Here is a 14740-nt window from a genome sequence, read left to right as displayed (position 1 = left end):
TTCAGTCCGAGTGTGTCGCATGCGCAACCTCATCATCAACGGGGACCCCGGCATCCGGAAGGACGCCGTCATCAAGTACGACGAGGAGGAGGTGACCTGTTTCTCGGTCAAGCGTCAGGGCGACTGGCACGGCCCGGACCGCGTCCAGTTGTGGTGTACCATCGGGACCGACGACGAGCGAGAGACCTTCGAGACGCGCGAGTACGTCCCGATGCACCTCCCGACGGACCACGTCGAGGCCGAGGCCATCGAGGTCGTGAAGGCGAAGGGCGACCTCGCCATCTGACGGCGTCGAGCACTCGACACCACTTCCGTTTTCAGTCGAACGTCCGCGCGAGGGCGAAGCACGAGCGCGGTTCCCCGACGGCGAGGCTCTGCCGAGCCGTCGGCCATTTTCAGCCTAGGTTTTTCGAGGAGCGGTGCGCCGGAGGCGCACCCGACGAAGAAAAAAGTGGAGTCGAAGCATTCAGTTAGCCCGGTTTCCAAGGGCCACCATGGACACAGATTCGGGCCTGAGTCGCCGTGGCTTCCTCCGTGCGGGCGGGGCGGGCGTCGCCGCCGTCGGCGCGAGTGCGACCGCCAGCGCACAGGAGGGCAACGGGAGCGGAAACGGGAGCGGAAACGGTTCGGGCGGCGGCGGTGGTGGCGGGAGTAGCGGTCCCATCGACTACGGTGGGTGGTTCTCGGACGTGCCCTACTGGGGCGGTCCCGGCAGCACGCAGGACATGACGGGCCAGTCGGAGGTGACCATCGAGGTCGGCGCGGACGCCAACGACGGCCTCTCCTTCGCCCCCGCTGCGGTCCAAATCGACGAGGGGGCGACGGTCATCTGGGAGTGGACAGGTGCGGGCGGCGCGCACAACGTCGAGGCCGAGTCCGGCGCGGACTTCGCCTCCGAGATCGTCGGCGAGGAGGGCCACACCTTCGAGTGGACCGCCAACACCACCGGCGTCGTGCCCTACTTCTGCAACCCTCACAAGGGCCAGGGGATGAAGGGCGCGCTCGCCATCGGCAGCGACCTGCCCACGATGGAACCCGCCAGCGGTGGTTCGGCCGAACCCGTCGTCGCCGACAGCGCGAAGACCCTCGGCATCGCGACGATGATCGCGATGGTCTCGACGCTCGGCCTCGCGTACTTCTTCCTGAAATACGGCGGAGACTACGAGTAACTCGACGCGGTCCCTCGCGTCGACTTTCGTAACATTTCGCCGTCCTTTCTTCCGGTTCGAACTGTCGAGCACTCGGGCGTTCAGCGGCGCCGACCGCGCTGAACGCGGCGAATACCGTCTGATTGTTGAGTGGTTTATCAGTTGCCACTTGTGCAACTGTGCGGCCCGATGTCCGCACTGCCACACGACGGGAACCCGCCCCCGTCGCGGGGTTTCGTCGTATCGTTGCTCCACCGTCTCGTCTTGAACCTCCGATTACTCGCGTTAGATGGCTCCTATTTCCGACCGTTCGGCACTGTACGCAATTCTCGGAGTGCGTCTCCGGAGTCGAAACCGTCACACGGAACAAATGACAACTATTCAGAGTTACAATTAATCATCTATTACACCCGCAGGTGACGTAATTACCAGATAACTAACCGTCGATGCGAGACATATAGCCTGAAACAACACTATGAGGGATGAGTGCGTATCTGTCAGCGAATCGAACGTTCCTTCGGTCGGGTTCGGTACCTACCAGATGGACCCGGAGGAGTGCGAGGCTGCCACCCGGGCGGCTCTCGAGACGGGCTATCGTCACATAGACACCGCGATGGCGTACGAGAACGAGGCCGCCGTCGGGCGGGCCATCAGGGACTCGGGCGTCCCGCGCGAGGACATCTTCCTCACGACCAAGGTCAAGGGGTACCCGGAGTACCTGACCCGCGAGGGGTTCCTCCGCGCCGCAGAGGGCTGTCTGGAGCGACTCGACACCGACTACGTCGATCTGCTGTTGGTCCACTGGTGGTTCCCGACGGGCGACATGGCGGGAGTGATGGACGCCCTGAACCAACTCGTCGACGAGGGGAAGGTCAGACACATCGGCGTGAGCAACTTCTCCATCGAACAGCTCAAACGGGCGATGCGGCTCTCGGACGAGCCCATCTTCACGAACCAGGTCGAGTACCACCCGTACTTCGACCAGGAGAAGATGCTCGCGTTCTGTCGGGCCAACGACGTCCTGCTGACCGCGTACAGTCCGCTGGCGCAGGGGCGCGTCGTCGACGACGAGGTGTTGACCCGCATCGGCGCGCGGTACGGAAAGACCGCCGCGCAGGTCGCGATTCGCTGGCTCGTCCAGCAGGAGGGCGTCGTCACCATCCCCAAGAGCGCCACCGAGCGCTACATCCGGGAGAACCGCGACGTGTTCGACTTCGCGCTCACCGAGCGCGAGATGCACGAGATAGACGAACTGGAGGGGCCGCTCCTCTACCGCCTCAACTCGGAGGGGGGACCCATCTACGAGTTCCGGGCGTTCGTCGGGCCGCTCCTCCCCTCGGGCGTCGTCGACGCGATTCGAACCGTCGGTGCCAGCGCCCTCACCCTGACACATCGGGGGCGCTAGCGAGAACGGTGTGACCGCCGGGCGAGTCGACGCCCGCCGGCCCGACGGCGAGTGGCGTCCCGACCCGGTTCAGATGGCGTCGGGCCGGTCGTGGACGACGATGTCCACCGGGCGCTCCTCGCCCTCCAGGTCGGCGACGATGCGCCGGACGATGTGCTCCGCCTCCTTCTTGATCTTCGGTTTGACCTTGTCGATGACCCACCCGAGCGAGACGAACGCGGGGAGGTCGATGGCGCTCCTGTTCGCCGACTCGGGACGGAACTCGACGTAGAACGTGACGCGGGTGGCGTGTTCCTTCCCGTCGGGGACCTCCTCGGGGACCGCGTCGATGAGCCACGCGCCCTCCGCGTCGATGTCCTTGACGATGGCCCAGTCGACCCGCTCGGGGGGGTCCACGCCCGTCACCTTCGACCGGGTCGTGTAGGTGAGCTTCCACCACGCGAAGGTGAGTTCGTACTCGGTGCCCGGCGACCCGTCGCCGTGACGGCGGACCTCCTGCAGGTGTTCGGAGTAGTTGGCGTAGCGCGGGAAGTCCACGAGGAAGTCGTAGACCTCCTCGGGCGGCAGGTAGACGAGGGTGCTGACTTCGACGGAGTCCACACCCGCGCTTCGCCCGCACGGTGGGTAAGTGTTCGCCCCCCGGCCGCGAACGCGATGCCTACCTTTGTAACCGGCGGGGGGAAACCGTCGGGTATGCCGAACGACGCGACAGACGGGCGGACCGACACCGAGACGACGGACGTACTGGTCGTCGGGGGTGGGGTGGGCGGACTGACCGCCGGCATCTTCACCGCGCGGGCGGGCCTCGACACCCTCGTCGTCCGGGCGGGTGAGTCCATCCTCCGGCGCAACGCCCACCTCGAGAACTACCCCGGTTTCCCCGCCGGCGTCAACCCCCGGACCCTGCTCGACATGACCGAGGCGCAGGCCGAACGCGCCGGGTGCACGGTCCGGGAGGGGACCGTCACGGCCGTCACCGAAGTCGAACGCGGGGACGGGGAGGAGCACGAAGCCGGATTCGACGTCTCCCTCGACGGCGAGAGCGTCCGAACCCGATTCGTCGTCGTCGCCACGAAGAACGACACGGGCTTTCTCGCGGACCTGCCGGACCTCGGCATCGTCACGCGCGGGTCGAAGACCTACGTGGACGCCGACTGGGAGGGCCGCACCGAGGTGGACGGCCTCTACGCCGCCGGGAGAGTGGCCGAACAGCCACACCAGACCGTCGTCGCGGCGGGCCACGGCGCGACGGTCGGTCTCGCCGTCGTCGAGGACAGCGACGTCCCCTACTACCACGACTGGACGGCCACGGAGGGCTACTTCACCGGGCGGGGGCGCGAGGTGCCCCCGGGATGCGAGGAAATCGACGACGAGGAACGCGAGCGCCGGGAACGCGAGTCCATGGAGGCCATGCGGGAGTACTTCGCGGAACCGCACCCCGACCCACCGACGCCACACCCGAGTCAGGAGGAGTGAGCGGGTGCGGGACGCGAATCGTACCCGGTTTTTAGTCGTCGCCCCCGAACCCCCGGTATGGGAGTGCTCGACGGAGTCAACGTCGCCCTCGGGGTGAGCGGGTCCATCGCCGCCGTGAAGACGGTCGAACTCGCCCACGAGTTACGCCGGGAGGGGGCCGCGGTCCGCGCGGTCATGACCGGGAGCGCGCGGGGTATCCTCCACCCGTGGTCGCTCCAGTACGCCACGGGCAACGACGTGGTCACCGAGATAACGGGTCGGGTCGAACACGTCGAACTGTGCGGCAACGACGGGTGGGCGGACGTCCTCCTCCTCGCGCCGGCCACCGCGAACACGGTGGGGAAGATAGCGCACGCCGTCGACGACACGCCCGTCACGACCTGTGCGACGACGGCCCTCGGCGCGGGCATCCCCGTCGTAATCGCCCCCGCGATGCACGAACCGATGTACGACCACCCGGGCGTCCTCGACGCCATCGACCGCGTCCGCGAGTGGGGGGTGGCGTTCGTCGACCCGCGCGTCGAGGAGGGGAAGGCCAAGATCGCCACCGAGGAGGCTATCGTCCTCGCGACGGCCCGGCAGGTCGGTCCCCGCCCCCTCGCGGGGAAACGGGTCGTCGTCACGAGTGGCGCGACGAGCGAGCGCATCGACCCCGTCCGCACGCTCACGAACCGGGCGTCGGGGCGCACCGGGCAGGCGGTGGCGAAGGCGTGCTACGTCCGCGGGGCGGACGTGACGCTGGTCCACGACGGCCCCGAGGTGCCCTACGCGACCGTCGAACGCTGCGAGGGGGCTGCCGAGATGACCGCCGTCGTCGCGGACCTCGCGGCCGAGGCGGACGCCCTCGTCTCCGCGGCCGCCATCTCCGACTACACCGTTTCTTCGACCGCCGACGAGAAGATTCGCTCGGGGCAGGACCTCACGCTGGACCTCGAACCGACGCCGAAACTCATCGACACGGTCCGCGAGTCGGCCCCCGACCTCCCCATCGTCGGGTTCAAACTGGAGACCAGCGGGGAGGACGAGGCGATGGTCGCCGCCGCCCGCGCGATTCTCGACCGGGCGGACCTGTCGTTCGTCGTCGCCAACGACGCCACCGTGATGGGCGCGGACACGACCCGTGCGCTCGTGGTGCGCGCGGACTCCGTCGGCGAGTACGAGGGCGACAAGGCGGGACTCGGCGGCCGGGTGGCCGACGAACTGGTCGCGGAACTGGACGGCTGAGGCCGCCCGGCCTCAGTCGGCGCTCTCGGCGTCGGACCCCTCGGGGTCGGCGTCGGCGGGTGCCTCCGGCGTGCTATCGGTCGCGCCGGGCCACGTCGCCCCGCCCGCGAACTCGACGCCCATCTTCTGGGCCGACCGCGATATCATGTGCGCGCCTGTCGGGGCCGTCAGGAACAGGAAGACGATACCGACGACGGCGGTGAGGCTCTCACCCTGCGGGCCGAAGAAGACGGCGCACGCGAGGAACATACTCGCCGCGCCGAGCGTCGTGGCCTTCGAGGTGGCGTGCATCCGGTTGTAGACGTCGGGCAGTCGCAACAGGCCCACGGTGCCGACGAGGAGGAAGAAACTCCCCACGACGATGAGGGCCGTCGCGACGACCGCTGCGATGGTTCCGACCATTGTGTTACTCGATGATGTCCCCCTCCGTCACGTAGCGCGCGACGGCGATGGTGCTGATGAAGCCGATGATGGCGAGCACGAGGCTCACGTCGATGAACAGCGCCTCGGTCGTCTCCAGTGCGAACAGGAGTGCGATGGCGACGACGTTCGTCCCGATGACGTCGAGTGCGACCACGCGGTCGGGCGTCGTCGGGCCGGTGATGACGCGGTAGCCGGCGACCAGGGTGACGCTGGACGCCACCACGAGGCCGACGAGGATGGCCCACTGGAGGTAGATGGGGACGCTCTCAGTCGCCACTGACACCACCCCCGATGTTCGGCGGTGTCTCGTCGGGGTCTCGGTCCTCGTCGAAGATGACCAGCGCGAGGTCCTCCCACGCCCGGATGGGGTCGACGACGGCGTCGTAGTTGCTGCCGCCCGTGATGGCGTGGACGTACAGCGTGTTCGAGGACTCGTCGTAATCCATCGTCAGCGTCCCCGGCGTGAGCGTGATGGAGTTAGCGATGGTCGTGATGGCGGTGTCGCCCTCGACGCGCAGGGGCACCGCGACCACGTCCGGGTCGATGGGCATCGACGGACTGAGCACGCGGTAGGCCACGTCGACGTTCGCCGTCAGCAGTTCCCGGAGGAACAACAGGACGTAGAGGGCGGCCGAGGGGACGACGCTCGCGACGTGTCCCGGCCGGTAGGAGTCGGCGTAGAAGTTCCGCGTCGCGTAGGCGATGGGGACGCCCACCGCGAGACCGACGAGGAACGTGCCGACGACGGTGGTGAGCAGGCCCAGCGGCGTCTCCGCCGACAGCTCCACCCCGTTGACGAACAGCCACAGGACCGCGAGCACGACCCCGACCGCTGGCCAACGCTTCATGCTTCACCTCCGAGGACGGCGTCGATATAGCCTTGTGTTTCGGTCGCGGCCACCGCCGCGTCCTCCGCGAGTTCGAGGAGCGGGCCGAAGCCCACTCCGAAGACGACGATGAGCACCGCGAGGACGGCGGCGACGCCGACGAGCGACCGGTCCGCGCGCGTCCCCTCGACGGCCATCCCCGGTTCGCTCCAGAACCCGCGGGACCACGCCAGCGTGAAGTAGGCGATGGTGAGGATGGCCCCGCCGAGCGAGACGCCGAGTGCGAGCGCCGACTGGGCCTGCACGGCGGCGTCGAACACCAGCAGCTTGCCGAAGAAGCCCGACAGTGGCGGGATACCGATGAGCGCCAGCGCGCCGACGAAGAACGTCCCTGACAGGAGGGGTTCGCGCTCCGCGAGGCCGCCGAGGTCCTCGAAGTCGACGGAGCCGACGGCCCCCTGGATCGCCCCGCTGACGAAGAACAGCAGGCTCTTGGCGATGCCGTGGTTGACCGAGTAGACCAGCGCCGCGACGACGCCGAGCGTCCGGATTGAGCTGTCGGCGGGGACGGAGGCCGCCACCGCCAGCGGCAGGACGATGAACCCCACCTGCCCGATGCTGGAGTACGCGAGCAGGCCGTCGAGGTCCTTCCGGGCGACGGCGCCGAACCCGCCGACGACGACGGAGCCGAGCGCCATCAGGAAGAACACCGGCCCGAAGAAGGCGAGGAAGCCGAGTTCCCCGCCGCCGCCGAACCCGGACAGGTTCGGAAGGCTCGCGGCCGCGAAGACGGTGAAGTACAGCCTGATGATGGCGTAGACGCCCACCTTCTTGACCACGCCCGCGAGCATCGCGGCGACGGGTGCGGGGGCGGCGCGATAGGCGTCGGGCACCCAGAACTGGAAGGGGACGATACCCGCCTTCAGCGCGAACACCGAGAGCAACAGCGCCGAGAGGCCGAGGACGGCCGGCAGGTCGACGCCGTACTGTCCCGGCGCGCCGAGGCGCTGGGCCATATCGGCCATGTTCAGCGTCCCCGTCGTGGCGTACAACCCGCCGATGGCGAGCAGCATCACCGCGCTCCCGATGAGGTTGAGGAAGGCGTAGTGGAGCGCCGCGCGCGTCTCCTCGGGGCCGCTGTAGAAGACGACGAGCACGTAGCTCGACATCAACATCACCTCGAACCAGACGAACAGGTTGAAGATGTCACCGGTGAGGAACGACCCCGTGATGCCGGCGACCATCAGGTGGTACAGCGGGTGATACGAGAGGCGCTGGCCCTCCTCGTCGATGTAGCGCGCCGAGAAGACGACGGCGAGCAGGGAGACGACGGCCGTCAGCGCGAGCATCAACACGGCGAGGTCGTCCGCCACCAGCGAGATGCCGTAGGGGGCCTGCCAGTTCGAGAGCTGGTAGACGAGATAGCCCGCCTCGTCGGCCCTGACGTCCCGAATCAATAGGGCGACCACGCCGAGGTAGAGGATGCTCCCGACCAGACTCGCCGCCCGCTGGACGGGCCCCCACCGACGGAGGGCGAGGGTCACGATGGCGGTGAACAGCGCCACGAGCAGGGGTCCGACGACGACGACGCTCATCGGTCCACCCCCCCGTCGGCCTCCGCCTCGGCGTCGGCCGCCCGCCCGAGGTCGTGGAGGTCGATGGTGCCGTGTTCCTCGTACACCCGGTAGGTGAGCACGAGGGCGAACGCCGTCGTCCCGAAGCCGATGACGATGGCCGTGAGGACGAGCGCCTGCACCAGCGGGTCAGTGACGGCCCCGGGCGCGCCGGGCACGCCGTGGCCGAGGATGGGGACGGTCCCGGAGAGGCCGCCCATCGTGACGAGGTAGACGTTCGCCGACTGGCTGATGATGGTCACCCCCCAGACGACGCGCACCACGTCCCGGCGGAGGACGAGGAACGTCCCCAGCGCGAACAGCAAGCCGAGGACGAGCGCCAGCACGACCTGTGTCACGCCGACCACCTCGCCGCCGGTGTCGGCTCGGGACGGTCCGATGCCGTCCCGACGGTTCGCCAGCCATCGGACCCTGTCGTCAGTGTCGTCTGTATCGTCTGTGTCGTGTCGGTCATTCTGCCCCCACCACCGCGAGGATGGTCAGCAACGCGCCGACGACCACGAAGTACACCCCGAGGTCGAAGAACAGCGCCGTCGGAATCTCTATCTCGTGATACAGCGGAACGTGCTCGACGAACACCACCGCCTGCGAGAGGAACGGGAACGGCTCGCCCCCGAGCGCCGCCGGGAGGACGATGGCCCCGGCCCCCGAGAGGGCCGCCAGCGCGAGGCCGAAGGTGAACGTCCGGCTGTACTCGCCGACCGCGCCGTCGAAGAACCCGTCCGAGGCGTCCGAGTGCAGGAGTTCGCGCTGGAGGTACTCCCGCCCGAAGATGACGTAGACCAGCGCGAACGCCGTCACCGTGAGTACGCCCGCGATGAACCCGCCGCCGGGGAGGTTGTGCCCCTGCAGGAGTAGCGCCACGGCGTTCAGCAGGATGATGGGCACCACCAGTCGGGTGACCGTGCGCGCGATGACCGTGGTGTCCGTGTCGGGGCCGGTCGGTCCCCGCTGGCCGGACTGGCTCACGCGAGGTCACCCCCGGCCGTCGGTCCGGCGTCGGCGAGCGTGAGCAGTGAGCGGTCGGAGGGAGCGATCGAACTCACGCGTTCTCACCCCGGTTTCGCATCCCCACCAGCGTGAGGACGGCGAGGGCGGCCATCGCCACCACCGATATCTCGCCCATCGTGTCGAGCGCCCGGAAGTCGACGAGGATGACGTTCACGACGTTCCCCCCGCCCCCGTAGTCGAGCAGGACGTGCCCGTGTTCGTCGGGCACGGGCGCGCGCTCGACGAAGAACCGGGCGATGGTGTCCGGGCGGTCCGTCGTCGTCGTCAGGACGGTGAACGTCACCGTGATGCCGACGACGGCGGCGACGAGGGCGTCCGGTATCGCCTCGCGCACGTCGAGGTCGCCGTAGAACGCCGGCAGTTTGTCGAGGACGAGCAGGAAGATGACCAGCACCAGCGTCTCGATGACCAACTGGGTCAACGCGAGGTCCGGTGCGCTCGCGAGCACGTAGAACACCGCGACCATGAACCCGAGGATGGAGAGCGTGAGCACGCCCGCGATGTGCGAGGGTGCGACGCTCACGGCCACCGCACCGACCAGCGCCACGCCGAGGACGATGGCGATGGCGAGGCCCGCGGGACCGGCGACGAACGCCGCCACTGACTGGGCCAGTTGACCGATGGCGGGGATGTCCGCGCCCGCGGCGGCGTACCCGCCCAGCCCGAGGGCACAGACGCCGAGCATGACGGTGGAGGCGTACGTCCGCAGCAGGCGCGTCTGGACGTACCGGGGGACGTAGTCGCTCACGGACACGAGGGCGGCGATGCCGCCGTCGTAGTACGCGTTCGGGCTGAGCAGGTCGACCGAGCGGACCCGCCGGACGCCGTGGTGCAGGCGGTCGTAGAACGGGTAGGCCACGGCCCCCAGCGCGATGGTGACGACGCTCATCAGCACGTACGGCGAGAGCTTCGTCGGGAAGTGGATGTCGAAGTGGTGGGCCTCCTCACCGGCGGAAACGCTCGCCAGCGCGGGGTCCGCGATGCCCGAGAGGAACACCTGCGGGAGGATGCCCGTGTAGGAGAGCGCCTGATAGCTGGCGATACCAGCGAGCAGGAGCGGCGGGGCGAGCATCGCCCACGGCGGGCGGTGGACCTCGCCGAGCCCCGACGGCTTCTCGCCGAAGAACAGCATGAGGAAGCGAATCGAGTAGAGGAACGTGAAGACGCTCCCGAAGACCGCAACGACGGGTAAGAGCCACCAGAGACCGCCGTGTTCGAGGCCCACTTCGTAGGTGGCCTCGAACAGCAGTTCCTTCGAGTAGAAGCCGTTGAACGGCGGCAGACCGGCCATCCCGAGAGCGGCGATGGCGGTGATGCCAGCCGTTATCGGGAGGTCCTCGCGGAGGCCACCCAGTTCGGCGATGGCCCGCGTGCCCGCCTCGTGGGCGACGATGCCAGCGACGAGGAACAGCGACGCCTTGAACACCGCGTGGTTGAGGATGTGGAGGACGCCCGTCTCGCCGCCGTAGACGTTGGCGATGCCGAATCCGGCGACGATGAGGCCGAGGTGGGAGGCAGTCGAGTACGCGAGGAGTTCCTTGATGTCCGTCGCGCCCACCGCGAGGATGGCGGCGACGGTCATCGTCACCAGTCCGAGGACGGCGAACGCCAGCATCCACTCGTCCGTTATCAACAACGGTCGGAACCGCCCGACGAGGTAGACGCCGGCCTTCACCATCGTCGCGCTGTGGAGGAAGGCGGAGACGGGCGTGGGTGCCTCCATCGCGTCGGGCAGCCAGATGTGGAGGGGCACCTGCGCGGACTTCGCCGCCGCGCCGATACCCACGAGCGCGAGGACGGGCAGGTAGAGGCCCGACTCCTCCAGCGCGGCGCGCATCGCCTCCGCGTTGGCAATCATGGAGTCGGGTGACCCGACGAGGGCGAACGTGGCCTGCCCAATGGCGTCGGCGGCGACGAAGCGAAGCAGGAGGAAGCCGACGAGCATGAACAGCCCCCCCGAGACGGTGATGAGCATCGACTTGCGCGCCGCGTAGCGAGAGGACTCGCTGCGCTGGTAGTGGCCGATGAGGACGAACGAGGCGACGCTCGTCAGCTCCCAGAAGACGAACAGCGCGATGAGGTCCGCCGCGAGGGCGACGCCGAGCATCGCGCCCATGAAGACCAGAAGCGAGGTGTAGTACTTCGCCTGCCACGGTTCGCCGTGCATGTACCCCCCCGAGTAGGTGAAGATGAGCACGCCGACGCCCGAGGCGAGCAGGGCGATGAGGAAGGCGAGTCCATCGAGGTACAGCACGAGGTTCGCGTTCAACTGCGGTATCCACTCGACGACGACGCGGCCCTCCATCCCGTACTGCGTGAACAGCAGCGCCAGACAGACCGCCGCGACGCCCGCGGCGAAGTAGGCCGTCCGCTCCCCCAGAACCCGGTAGACGAGAGGTATCAGCGCCGCACCGAGGAACGGGAGCGCGAGCACGGCGAGGAGAACCGCCGGTTCCGGTTGCACACCTCACTCACCGGGTGTCGGCCGCTTAATCGTTCTGAATGTCGTCGCCCGTGGCTCAGTACTGAGAACGGGTGCTGTGACCCACGTGCCACCTGCCTGCTAACGCTCCGCTGAACAGTCCTCGGCGCCGAACACATAGGAATAGCGGAAGGGTTTATGTGTGATTGGTTCGTTTCCATGAATAACACGCGAGTCAAAGAACTCGGCTGGCAGTACTGTCGCGCCGCGCGGCGCGAGTCCACGATGGCACGTGGGACCCGGCCGGATTCGGCGGCTGAGCGTGGGAGAACCAACAACAATGCAACTCAAGGAATTCCTAACGGGCGACGAACGCGCCGTCTCGCCGGTTATCGGCGTGATTTTGATGGTGGCCATCACGGTCATCCTGGCCGCCGTCATCGGGACGTTCGTCCTCGGACTGGGCGACAATGTGCAGAGTAACGTGAACGCTGGTGCGAATATCAACTTCGACGATGCGAACAACGCAGTCGACGTTACGTGGACTACCAAAGGGACTGCAAGTAAGCTCCAAGTTGTCGTCGAGGACATTGACGGAGGAAGCAGTACCGTTAATAGTGGCTCTACGACGCTCAACGACGTTGGACAGGTTCACTCATTTAGTGCAGAAGATACCGACGAGCTAAGAGTCACCATTACCGCAATAAAAGACGGACAGAAGACCGTCATCCAGCAGACTACCGACTCGGTCTGATTCGACAGCCCGCATCGGCTACCACCTCACTACTCTCACCTTATGGACGTCCCATCACCCGACAGCATCGCGTACCTCACCGCAGGCATCCTCGTCGTCGCGACGATACTCTCCGGACCGGGGGTCGGCCTCCTCGACCTCACCCGGGATGCCGGGTGGGGGGAGGTCTCCACCGAGTCGGTTCCCGAGCGGGCACTCATCGAGTCGATTCCCGACAGCGAGACGCGGATGGCCTTCGACATCGAGCCTGCGACGTTACGGGCGTCGAACGTGACCGGTAGTCCCGTCGTCGCCTACAAAGTACATATCCCGGCGCTTCAGTTCTACACGACCGGCATCACGTTCCTCGATGCTGATAGTGAGCAGCCCACTGTCGGCGCGCCGGAGACGACCCTCCCACGGAATGAAATCGCGAACGAATCGTACACCGGTACCGTGACGCTCGAACTCCGCGCGGGCGAGCGCGTTGAGACGCTCTACGCAGGGAACGTCACCGTCGAGGTCCGCGAATGAGCACCGAGACGCTCCTCGATCACACCACGGGCGACACGCGCGAGCGGTTCGAGGCCCTCAGGGCGCACCTCCGCCGGGCGCTGTTCGGCGACCGACTCGGCCTGTGCGTCTTCCTCGCGACGGTTATCTTCGGGTCGGTGTTCTGGCGCACGGGGTTCGTCATCAACGACAACTGGACGATAGCGAACACGCTCGTCGGCGTCGCGGACGGCCACCTCCACGTCGGCGAGGTGCGGTACGCGCAGGCGAACTCGCCGGGGATGCACCTCGTGGACGGGAAGCTCTACGGCCGGAACTACGGCCACGTCTTCCTCGCGCTCCCGTTCCTCTGGACGCTGGAGGGGGTCGCGACGGTCGCCGACCCGCGGGTGGCGTTCGCCGCCCTCTGGAGCCTCCTCGTCCTCACGCTGGCGGTGCTCCTCGGCCGCGAGTTCGACCACGAACGCGAGGCGACCCTCGCGGGGAGCGCCCTCGCACTCGGCGCGTTCGCGGCGAACCTCGCCGTCGCCACCCCGCTCACGGAGCAGTGGTTCGCGCTGCTCGCCCTGGAGGTGAGCACCACCCTCGCCTCGGCCGCCGTCGCCCTCCTGCTCTACCGTTTGCTCGCGCGGATGCACTCGCGGCGGGCAGGCGTGTTCGCCGGGGTGGCGACGGTCACGGCGACGGGCTTCGGCTTCTGGGCGAACATCCCCAAGCGCCACGCGGTCGTGGCGGCACTCCTGCTGGCGACGCTGTACTGCCTGTACCGGTCGCGCGAGACCGATAGCTCGGGGAGCGCGGCGCGGTTCCGCGCGCTCGCGTACGTGTGGGTCGGGTTCGTGACGTGGATCAACGCGATGGAGGGCCTCGTCCTGTTCGTCGCCCTGCTCGCCGTTGACCTGCCGACCGCACGCTCGAACGACGTACGGACGCTCACAACCGTGGCGGTCGCCTTCGGCCTCTCGCTCGTGCCGTTCTTCCTGACGAACTACCTCGTCGTCGGGAGTCCGGTCACGCCGGCGAACCTGTGGCCGGCGTACAACGGCGAACCGCTGGCCTCCGACGGGAATACCGTCACGCCCGGCGAGACGGGCGCCACACGCTCTGGAAGCGACGGCGGCGCGAGCAGCAAACTGCTCATCCTCGTCGAGTACTTCACGGGGGGACTCACGGTCATCCTCCAGGAACCGCTCCGACTCGTCGGGACGTTCCTCCGGAGCGGGGATGTGGCCGCCCCGTTCATCGACAAGGGCACCCCGGCCGTCGAACTCTCTATCCTCGAGACCACGCCGCTGCTCGGCGTGCTGGTCGCCTTCCCTGCACTCGCGGTTCGTCGCCTCCGCAAATCCACAGCACTCCCCGACCGCCACGACCCGCTGGTCGTCGCCGACGTGTTCATTGTGCTCACGGCGCTGTTGTTCACCCTCGTCTACATCCGCGTGCTCCCGCTGCACGCGCAAATCGGCGTCCGCTACCTGCTGATGTTGTACCCGCTGGGCGTCTACGGCGTCGTCAGGATGGGCGTCGTCCGCGAGGTCCTCGACACCGAGTTCGGGACTGTCGGCTGGACGACCGCAGGGGGAGTGTTCATCGGCGCACAGCTGCTGTTCGTCTACCTCCATTACTCGTCGACGTCGGGTGGCGACCTCCTGCAGGTCCACGCGTACATCGGCCTCGCACTGGGTACCGTCGTGGCCGTGTGGGCGCTCGGTGCCCTCTTCGGCACACTGTCCTCGAACCCCAGGTACCAGCGCGCCGGCGCGGTCTGCATCGGCCTCGCACTTGGCGCCGGGACGAACTTCATCCTCCTGACGAGCTTCAACCACTTCGCCTCGGCGGGGGATTTCGTCCTTCCGGCTGCCCGCTGGCTCGCGTTGCGACTGTTAGTCGCGTAGCTCACTTCGCTAATCAAACGTGGTTACTC

At 67.6% G+C, this 14740-nt stretch carries 16 protein-coding genes; 8 read left to right on the top strand and 8 right to left on the bottom strand.

The window, feature by feature from the left end; all coding sequences use genetic code 11:
• The first annotated feature begins 19 nt into the window (after positions 1-19).
• The 3 genes from NKG96_RS06375 to NKG96_RS06365 all read left to right on the top strand — a co-directional run bounded on the left by NKG96_RS06375 (position 20) and on the right by NKG96_RS06365 (position 2553).
• Positions 20-286 carry an HAH_0734 family protein gene (locus NKG96_RS06375; RefSeq protein WP_254537662.1) on the top strand — a complete coding sequence of 89 codons (267 nt, stop codon included), beginning with the start codon at positions 20-22 and terminating at the stop codon, positions 284-286.
• 208 nt (positions 287-494) lie between these two features.
• On the top strand, positions 495-1169 hold the full coding sequence (locus tag NKG96_RS06370; RefSeq protein WP_254537661.1) for a halocyanin domain-containing protein: 675 nt from the start codon (positions 495-497) through the stop codon (positions 1167-1169).
• Positions 1170-1623: 454 nt separating this feature from the next.
• Complete coding sequence (locus tag NKG96_RS06365) at positions 1624-2553, top strand: aldo/keto reductase (RefSeq protein ID WP_256558113.1); 930 nt, start codon at positions 1624-1626, stop codon at positions 2551-2553.
• Positions 2554-2622: 69 nt separating this feature from the next.
• Here NKG96_RS06365 and NKG96_RS06360 read toward each other — a convergent pair whose 3' ends face one another.
• Positions 2623-3153 (bottom strand): type II toxin-antitoxin system RatA family toxin, encoded by a 531-nt coding sequence (locus NKG96_RS06360; protein WP_254537659.1) that lies wholly within the window; start codon positions 3151-3153, stop codon positions 2623-2625.
• A gap of 93 nt (positions 3154-3246) precedes the next feature.
• On the opposite strand from NKG96_RS06360, the gene NKG96_RS06355 reads away from it, so the two are divergent.
• Together NKG96_RS06355 and coaBC are read left to right on the top strand one after the other, a co-directional pair.
• The gene (locus NKG96_RS06355) at positions 3247-4029 is read left to right on the top strand and encodes an FAD-binding protein (RefSeq protein WP_254537658.1); all 783 of its coding nucleotides are present in this window, start codon (positions 3247-3249) and stop codon (positions 4027-4029) included.
• A gap of 63 nt (positions 4030-4092) precedes the next feature.
• Positions 4093-5253: a bifunctional phosphopantothenoylcysteine decarboxylase/phosphopantothenate--cysteine ligase CoaBC gene (gene coaBC / locus NKG96_RS06350; protein ID WP_254538122.1), complete on the top strand. Its 1161-nt coding sequence runs from the start codon at positions 4093-4095 to the stop codon at positions 5251-5253.
• Positions 5254-5265: 12 nt separating this feature from the next.
• On the opposite strand, the gene mnhG is transcribed toward coaBC, so the two are convergent.
• From mnhG to mbhE, 7 genes are all read right to left on the bottom strand, one after another.
• Positions 5266-5655, bottom strand: a complete 390-nt coding sequence (gene mnhG, locus NKG96_RS06345) for a monovalent cation/H(+) antiporter subunit G (protein ID WP_254537657.1) — start codon at positions 5653-5655, stop codon at positions 5266-5268.
• A 4-nt stretch (positions 5656-5659) separates the two neighbouring features.
• Entirely contained in the window at positions 5660-5959 is a 300-nt protein-coding gene (locus tag NKG96_RS06340) for an MrpF/PhaF family protein (RefSeq protein ID WP_254537656.1), read from the bottom strand.
• Positions 5943-6524, bottom strand: a complete 582-nt coding sequence (locus tag NKG96_RS06335; RefSeq protein WP_254537654.1) for a Na+/H+ antiporter subunit E — start codon at positions 6522-6524, stop codon at positions 5943-5945. Before NKG96_RS06335 ends, NKG96_RS06340 begins: the two co-directional genes overlap by 17 nt.
• On the bottom strand, positions 6521-8098 hold the full coding sequence (locus tag NKG96_RS06330) for a complex I subunit 5 family protein (protein ID WP_254537653.1): 1578 nt from the start codon (positions 8096-8098) through the stop codon (positions 6521-6523). The genes NKG96_RS06335 and NKG96_RS06330 overlap by 4 nt, the downstream gene beginning before the upstream one ends.
• Positions 8095-8475: a sodium:proton antiporter gene (locus tag NKG96_RS06325; protein WP_254537652.1), complete on the bottom strand. Its 381-nt coding sequence runs from the start codon at positions 8473-8475 to the stop codon at positions 8095-8097. The genes NKG96_RS06330 and NKG96_RS06325 overlap by 4 nt, the downstream gene beginning before the upstream one ends.
• Before the next feature lie 112 nt (positions 8476-8587).
• A complete protein-coding gene (locus NKG96_RS06320; RefSeq protein ID WP_254537651.1) occupies positions 8588-9106 on the bottom strand; it encodes an MnhB domain-containing protein in 519 nt (172 codons plus the stop codon).
• Between the two features lie 73 nt (positions 9107-9179).
• A complete protein-coding gene (gene mbhE, locus NKG96_RS06315) occupies positions 9180-11612 on the bottom strand; it encodes a hydrogen gas-evolving membrane-bound hydrogenase subunit E (RefSeq protein WP_254537650.1) in 2433 nt (810 codons plus the stop codon).
• A gap of 298 nt (positions 11613-11910) precedes the next feature.
• On the opposite strand from mbhE, the gene NKG96_RS06310 reads away from it, so the two are divergent.
• From NKG96_RS06310 to NKG96_RS06300, 3 genes are read left to right on the top strand one after another with little or no spacing between them, the layout of a single operon-like run.
• Positions 11911-12324 carry a type IV pilin domain-containing protein gene (locus NKG96_RS06310; protein WP_254537649.1) on the top strand — a complete coding sequence of 138 codons (414 nt, stop codon included), beginning with the start codon at positions 11911-11913 and terminating at the stop codon, positions 12322-12324.
• A 42-nt stretch (positions 12325-12366) separates the two neighbouring features.
• A complete protein-coding gene (locus tag NKG96_RS06305; RefSeq protein ID WP_254537647.1) occupies positions 12367-12837 on the top strand; it encodes a hypothetical protein in 471 nt (156 codons plus the stop codon).
• Entirely contained in the window at positions 12834-14711 is a 1878-nt protein-coding gene (locus tag NKG96_RS06300; protein ID WP_254537645.1) for a hypothetical protein, read from the top strand. Before NKG96_RS06305 ends, NKG96_RS06300 begins: the two co-directional genes overlap by 4 nt.
• Positions 14712-14740 lie beyond the last annotated feature (29 nt).

It is taken from the genome of Halomarina litorea, from assembly GCF_024227715.1.
Taxonomy (GTDB): Archaea; Halobacteriota; Halobacteria; order Halobacteriales; family Haloarculaceae; genus Halomarina; species Halomarina litorea.
The sequence above is the reverse complement of the archived record's forward strand: the minus strand, read 5'-3'. Positions and strand labels throughout refer to the sequence as shown.

What these genes read in the sequence shown, in the direction of transcription:
- NKG96_RS06365 (WP_256558113.1), top strand. Translation starts at nt 1,624, where the DNA reads ATGAGGGATGAGTGCGTATCTGTCAGCGAATCGAACGTTCCTTCGGTC.
- NKG96_RS06370 (WP_254537661.1), top strand. Translation starts at nt 495, where the DNA reads ATGGACACAGATTCGGGCCTGAGTCGCCGTGGCTTCCTCCGTGCGGGC.
- NKG96_RS06300 (WP_254537645.1), top strand. Translation starts at nt 12,834, where the DNA reads ATGAGCACCGAGACGCTCCTCGATCACACCACGGGCGACACGCGCGAG.
- NKG96_RS06310 (WP_254537649.1), top strand. Translation starts at nt 11,911, where the DNA reads ATGCAACTCAAGGAATTCCTAACGGGCGACGAACGCGCCGTCTCGCCG.
- NKG96_RS06305 (WP_254537647.1), top strand. Translation starts at nt 12,367, where the DNA reads ATGGACGTCCCATCACCCGACAGCATCGCGTACCTCACCGCAGGCATC.
- NKG96_RS06355 (WP_254537658.1), top strand. Translation starts at nt 3,247, where the DNA reads ATGCCGAACGACGCGACAGACGGGCGGACCGACACCGAGACGACGGAC.
- mnhG (WP_254537657.1), bottom strand. Translation starts at nt 5,655, where the DNA reads ATGGTCGGAACCATCGCAGCGGTCGTCGCGACGGCCCTCATCGTCGTG.
- NKG96_RS06335 (WP_254537654.1), bottom strand. Translation starts at nt 6,524, where the DNA reads ATGAAGCGTTGGCCAGCGGTCGGGGTCGTGCTCGCGGTCCTGTGGCTG.
- NKG96_RS06375 (WP_254537662.1), top strand. Translation starts at nt 20, where the DNA reads ATGCGCAACCTCATCATCAACGGGGACCCCGGCATCCGGAAGGACGCC.
- NKG96_RS06330 (WP_254537653.1), bottom strand. Translation starts at nt 8,098, where the DNA reads ATGAGCGTCGTCGTCGTCGGACCCCTGCTCGTGGCGCTGTTCACCGCC.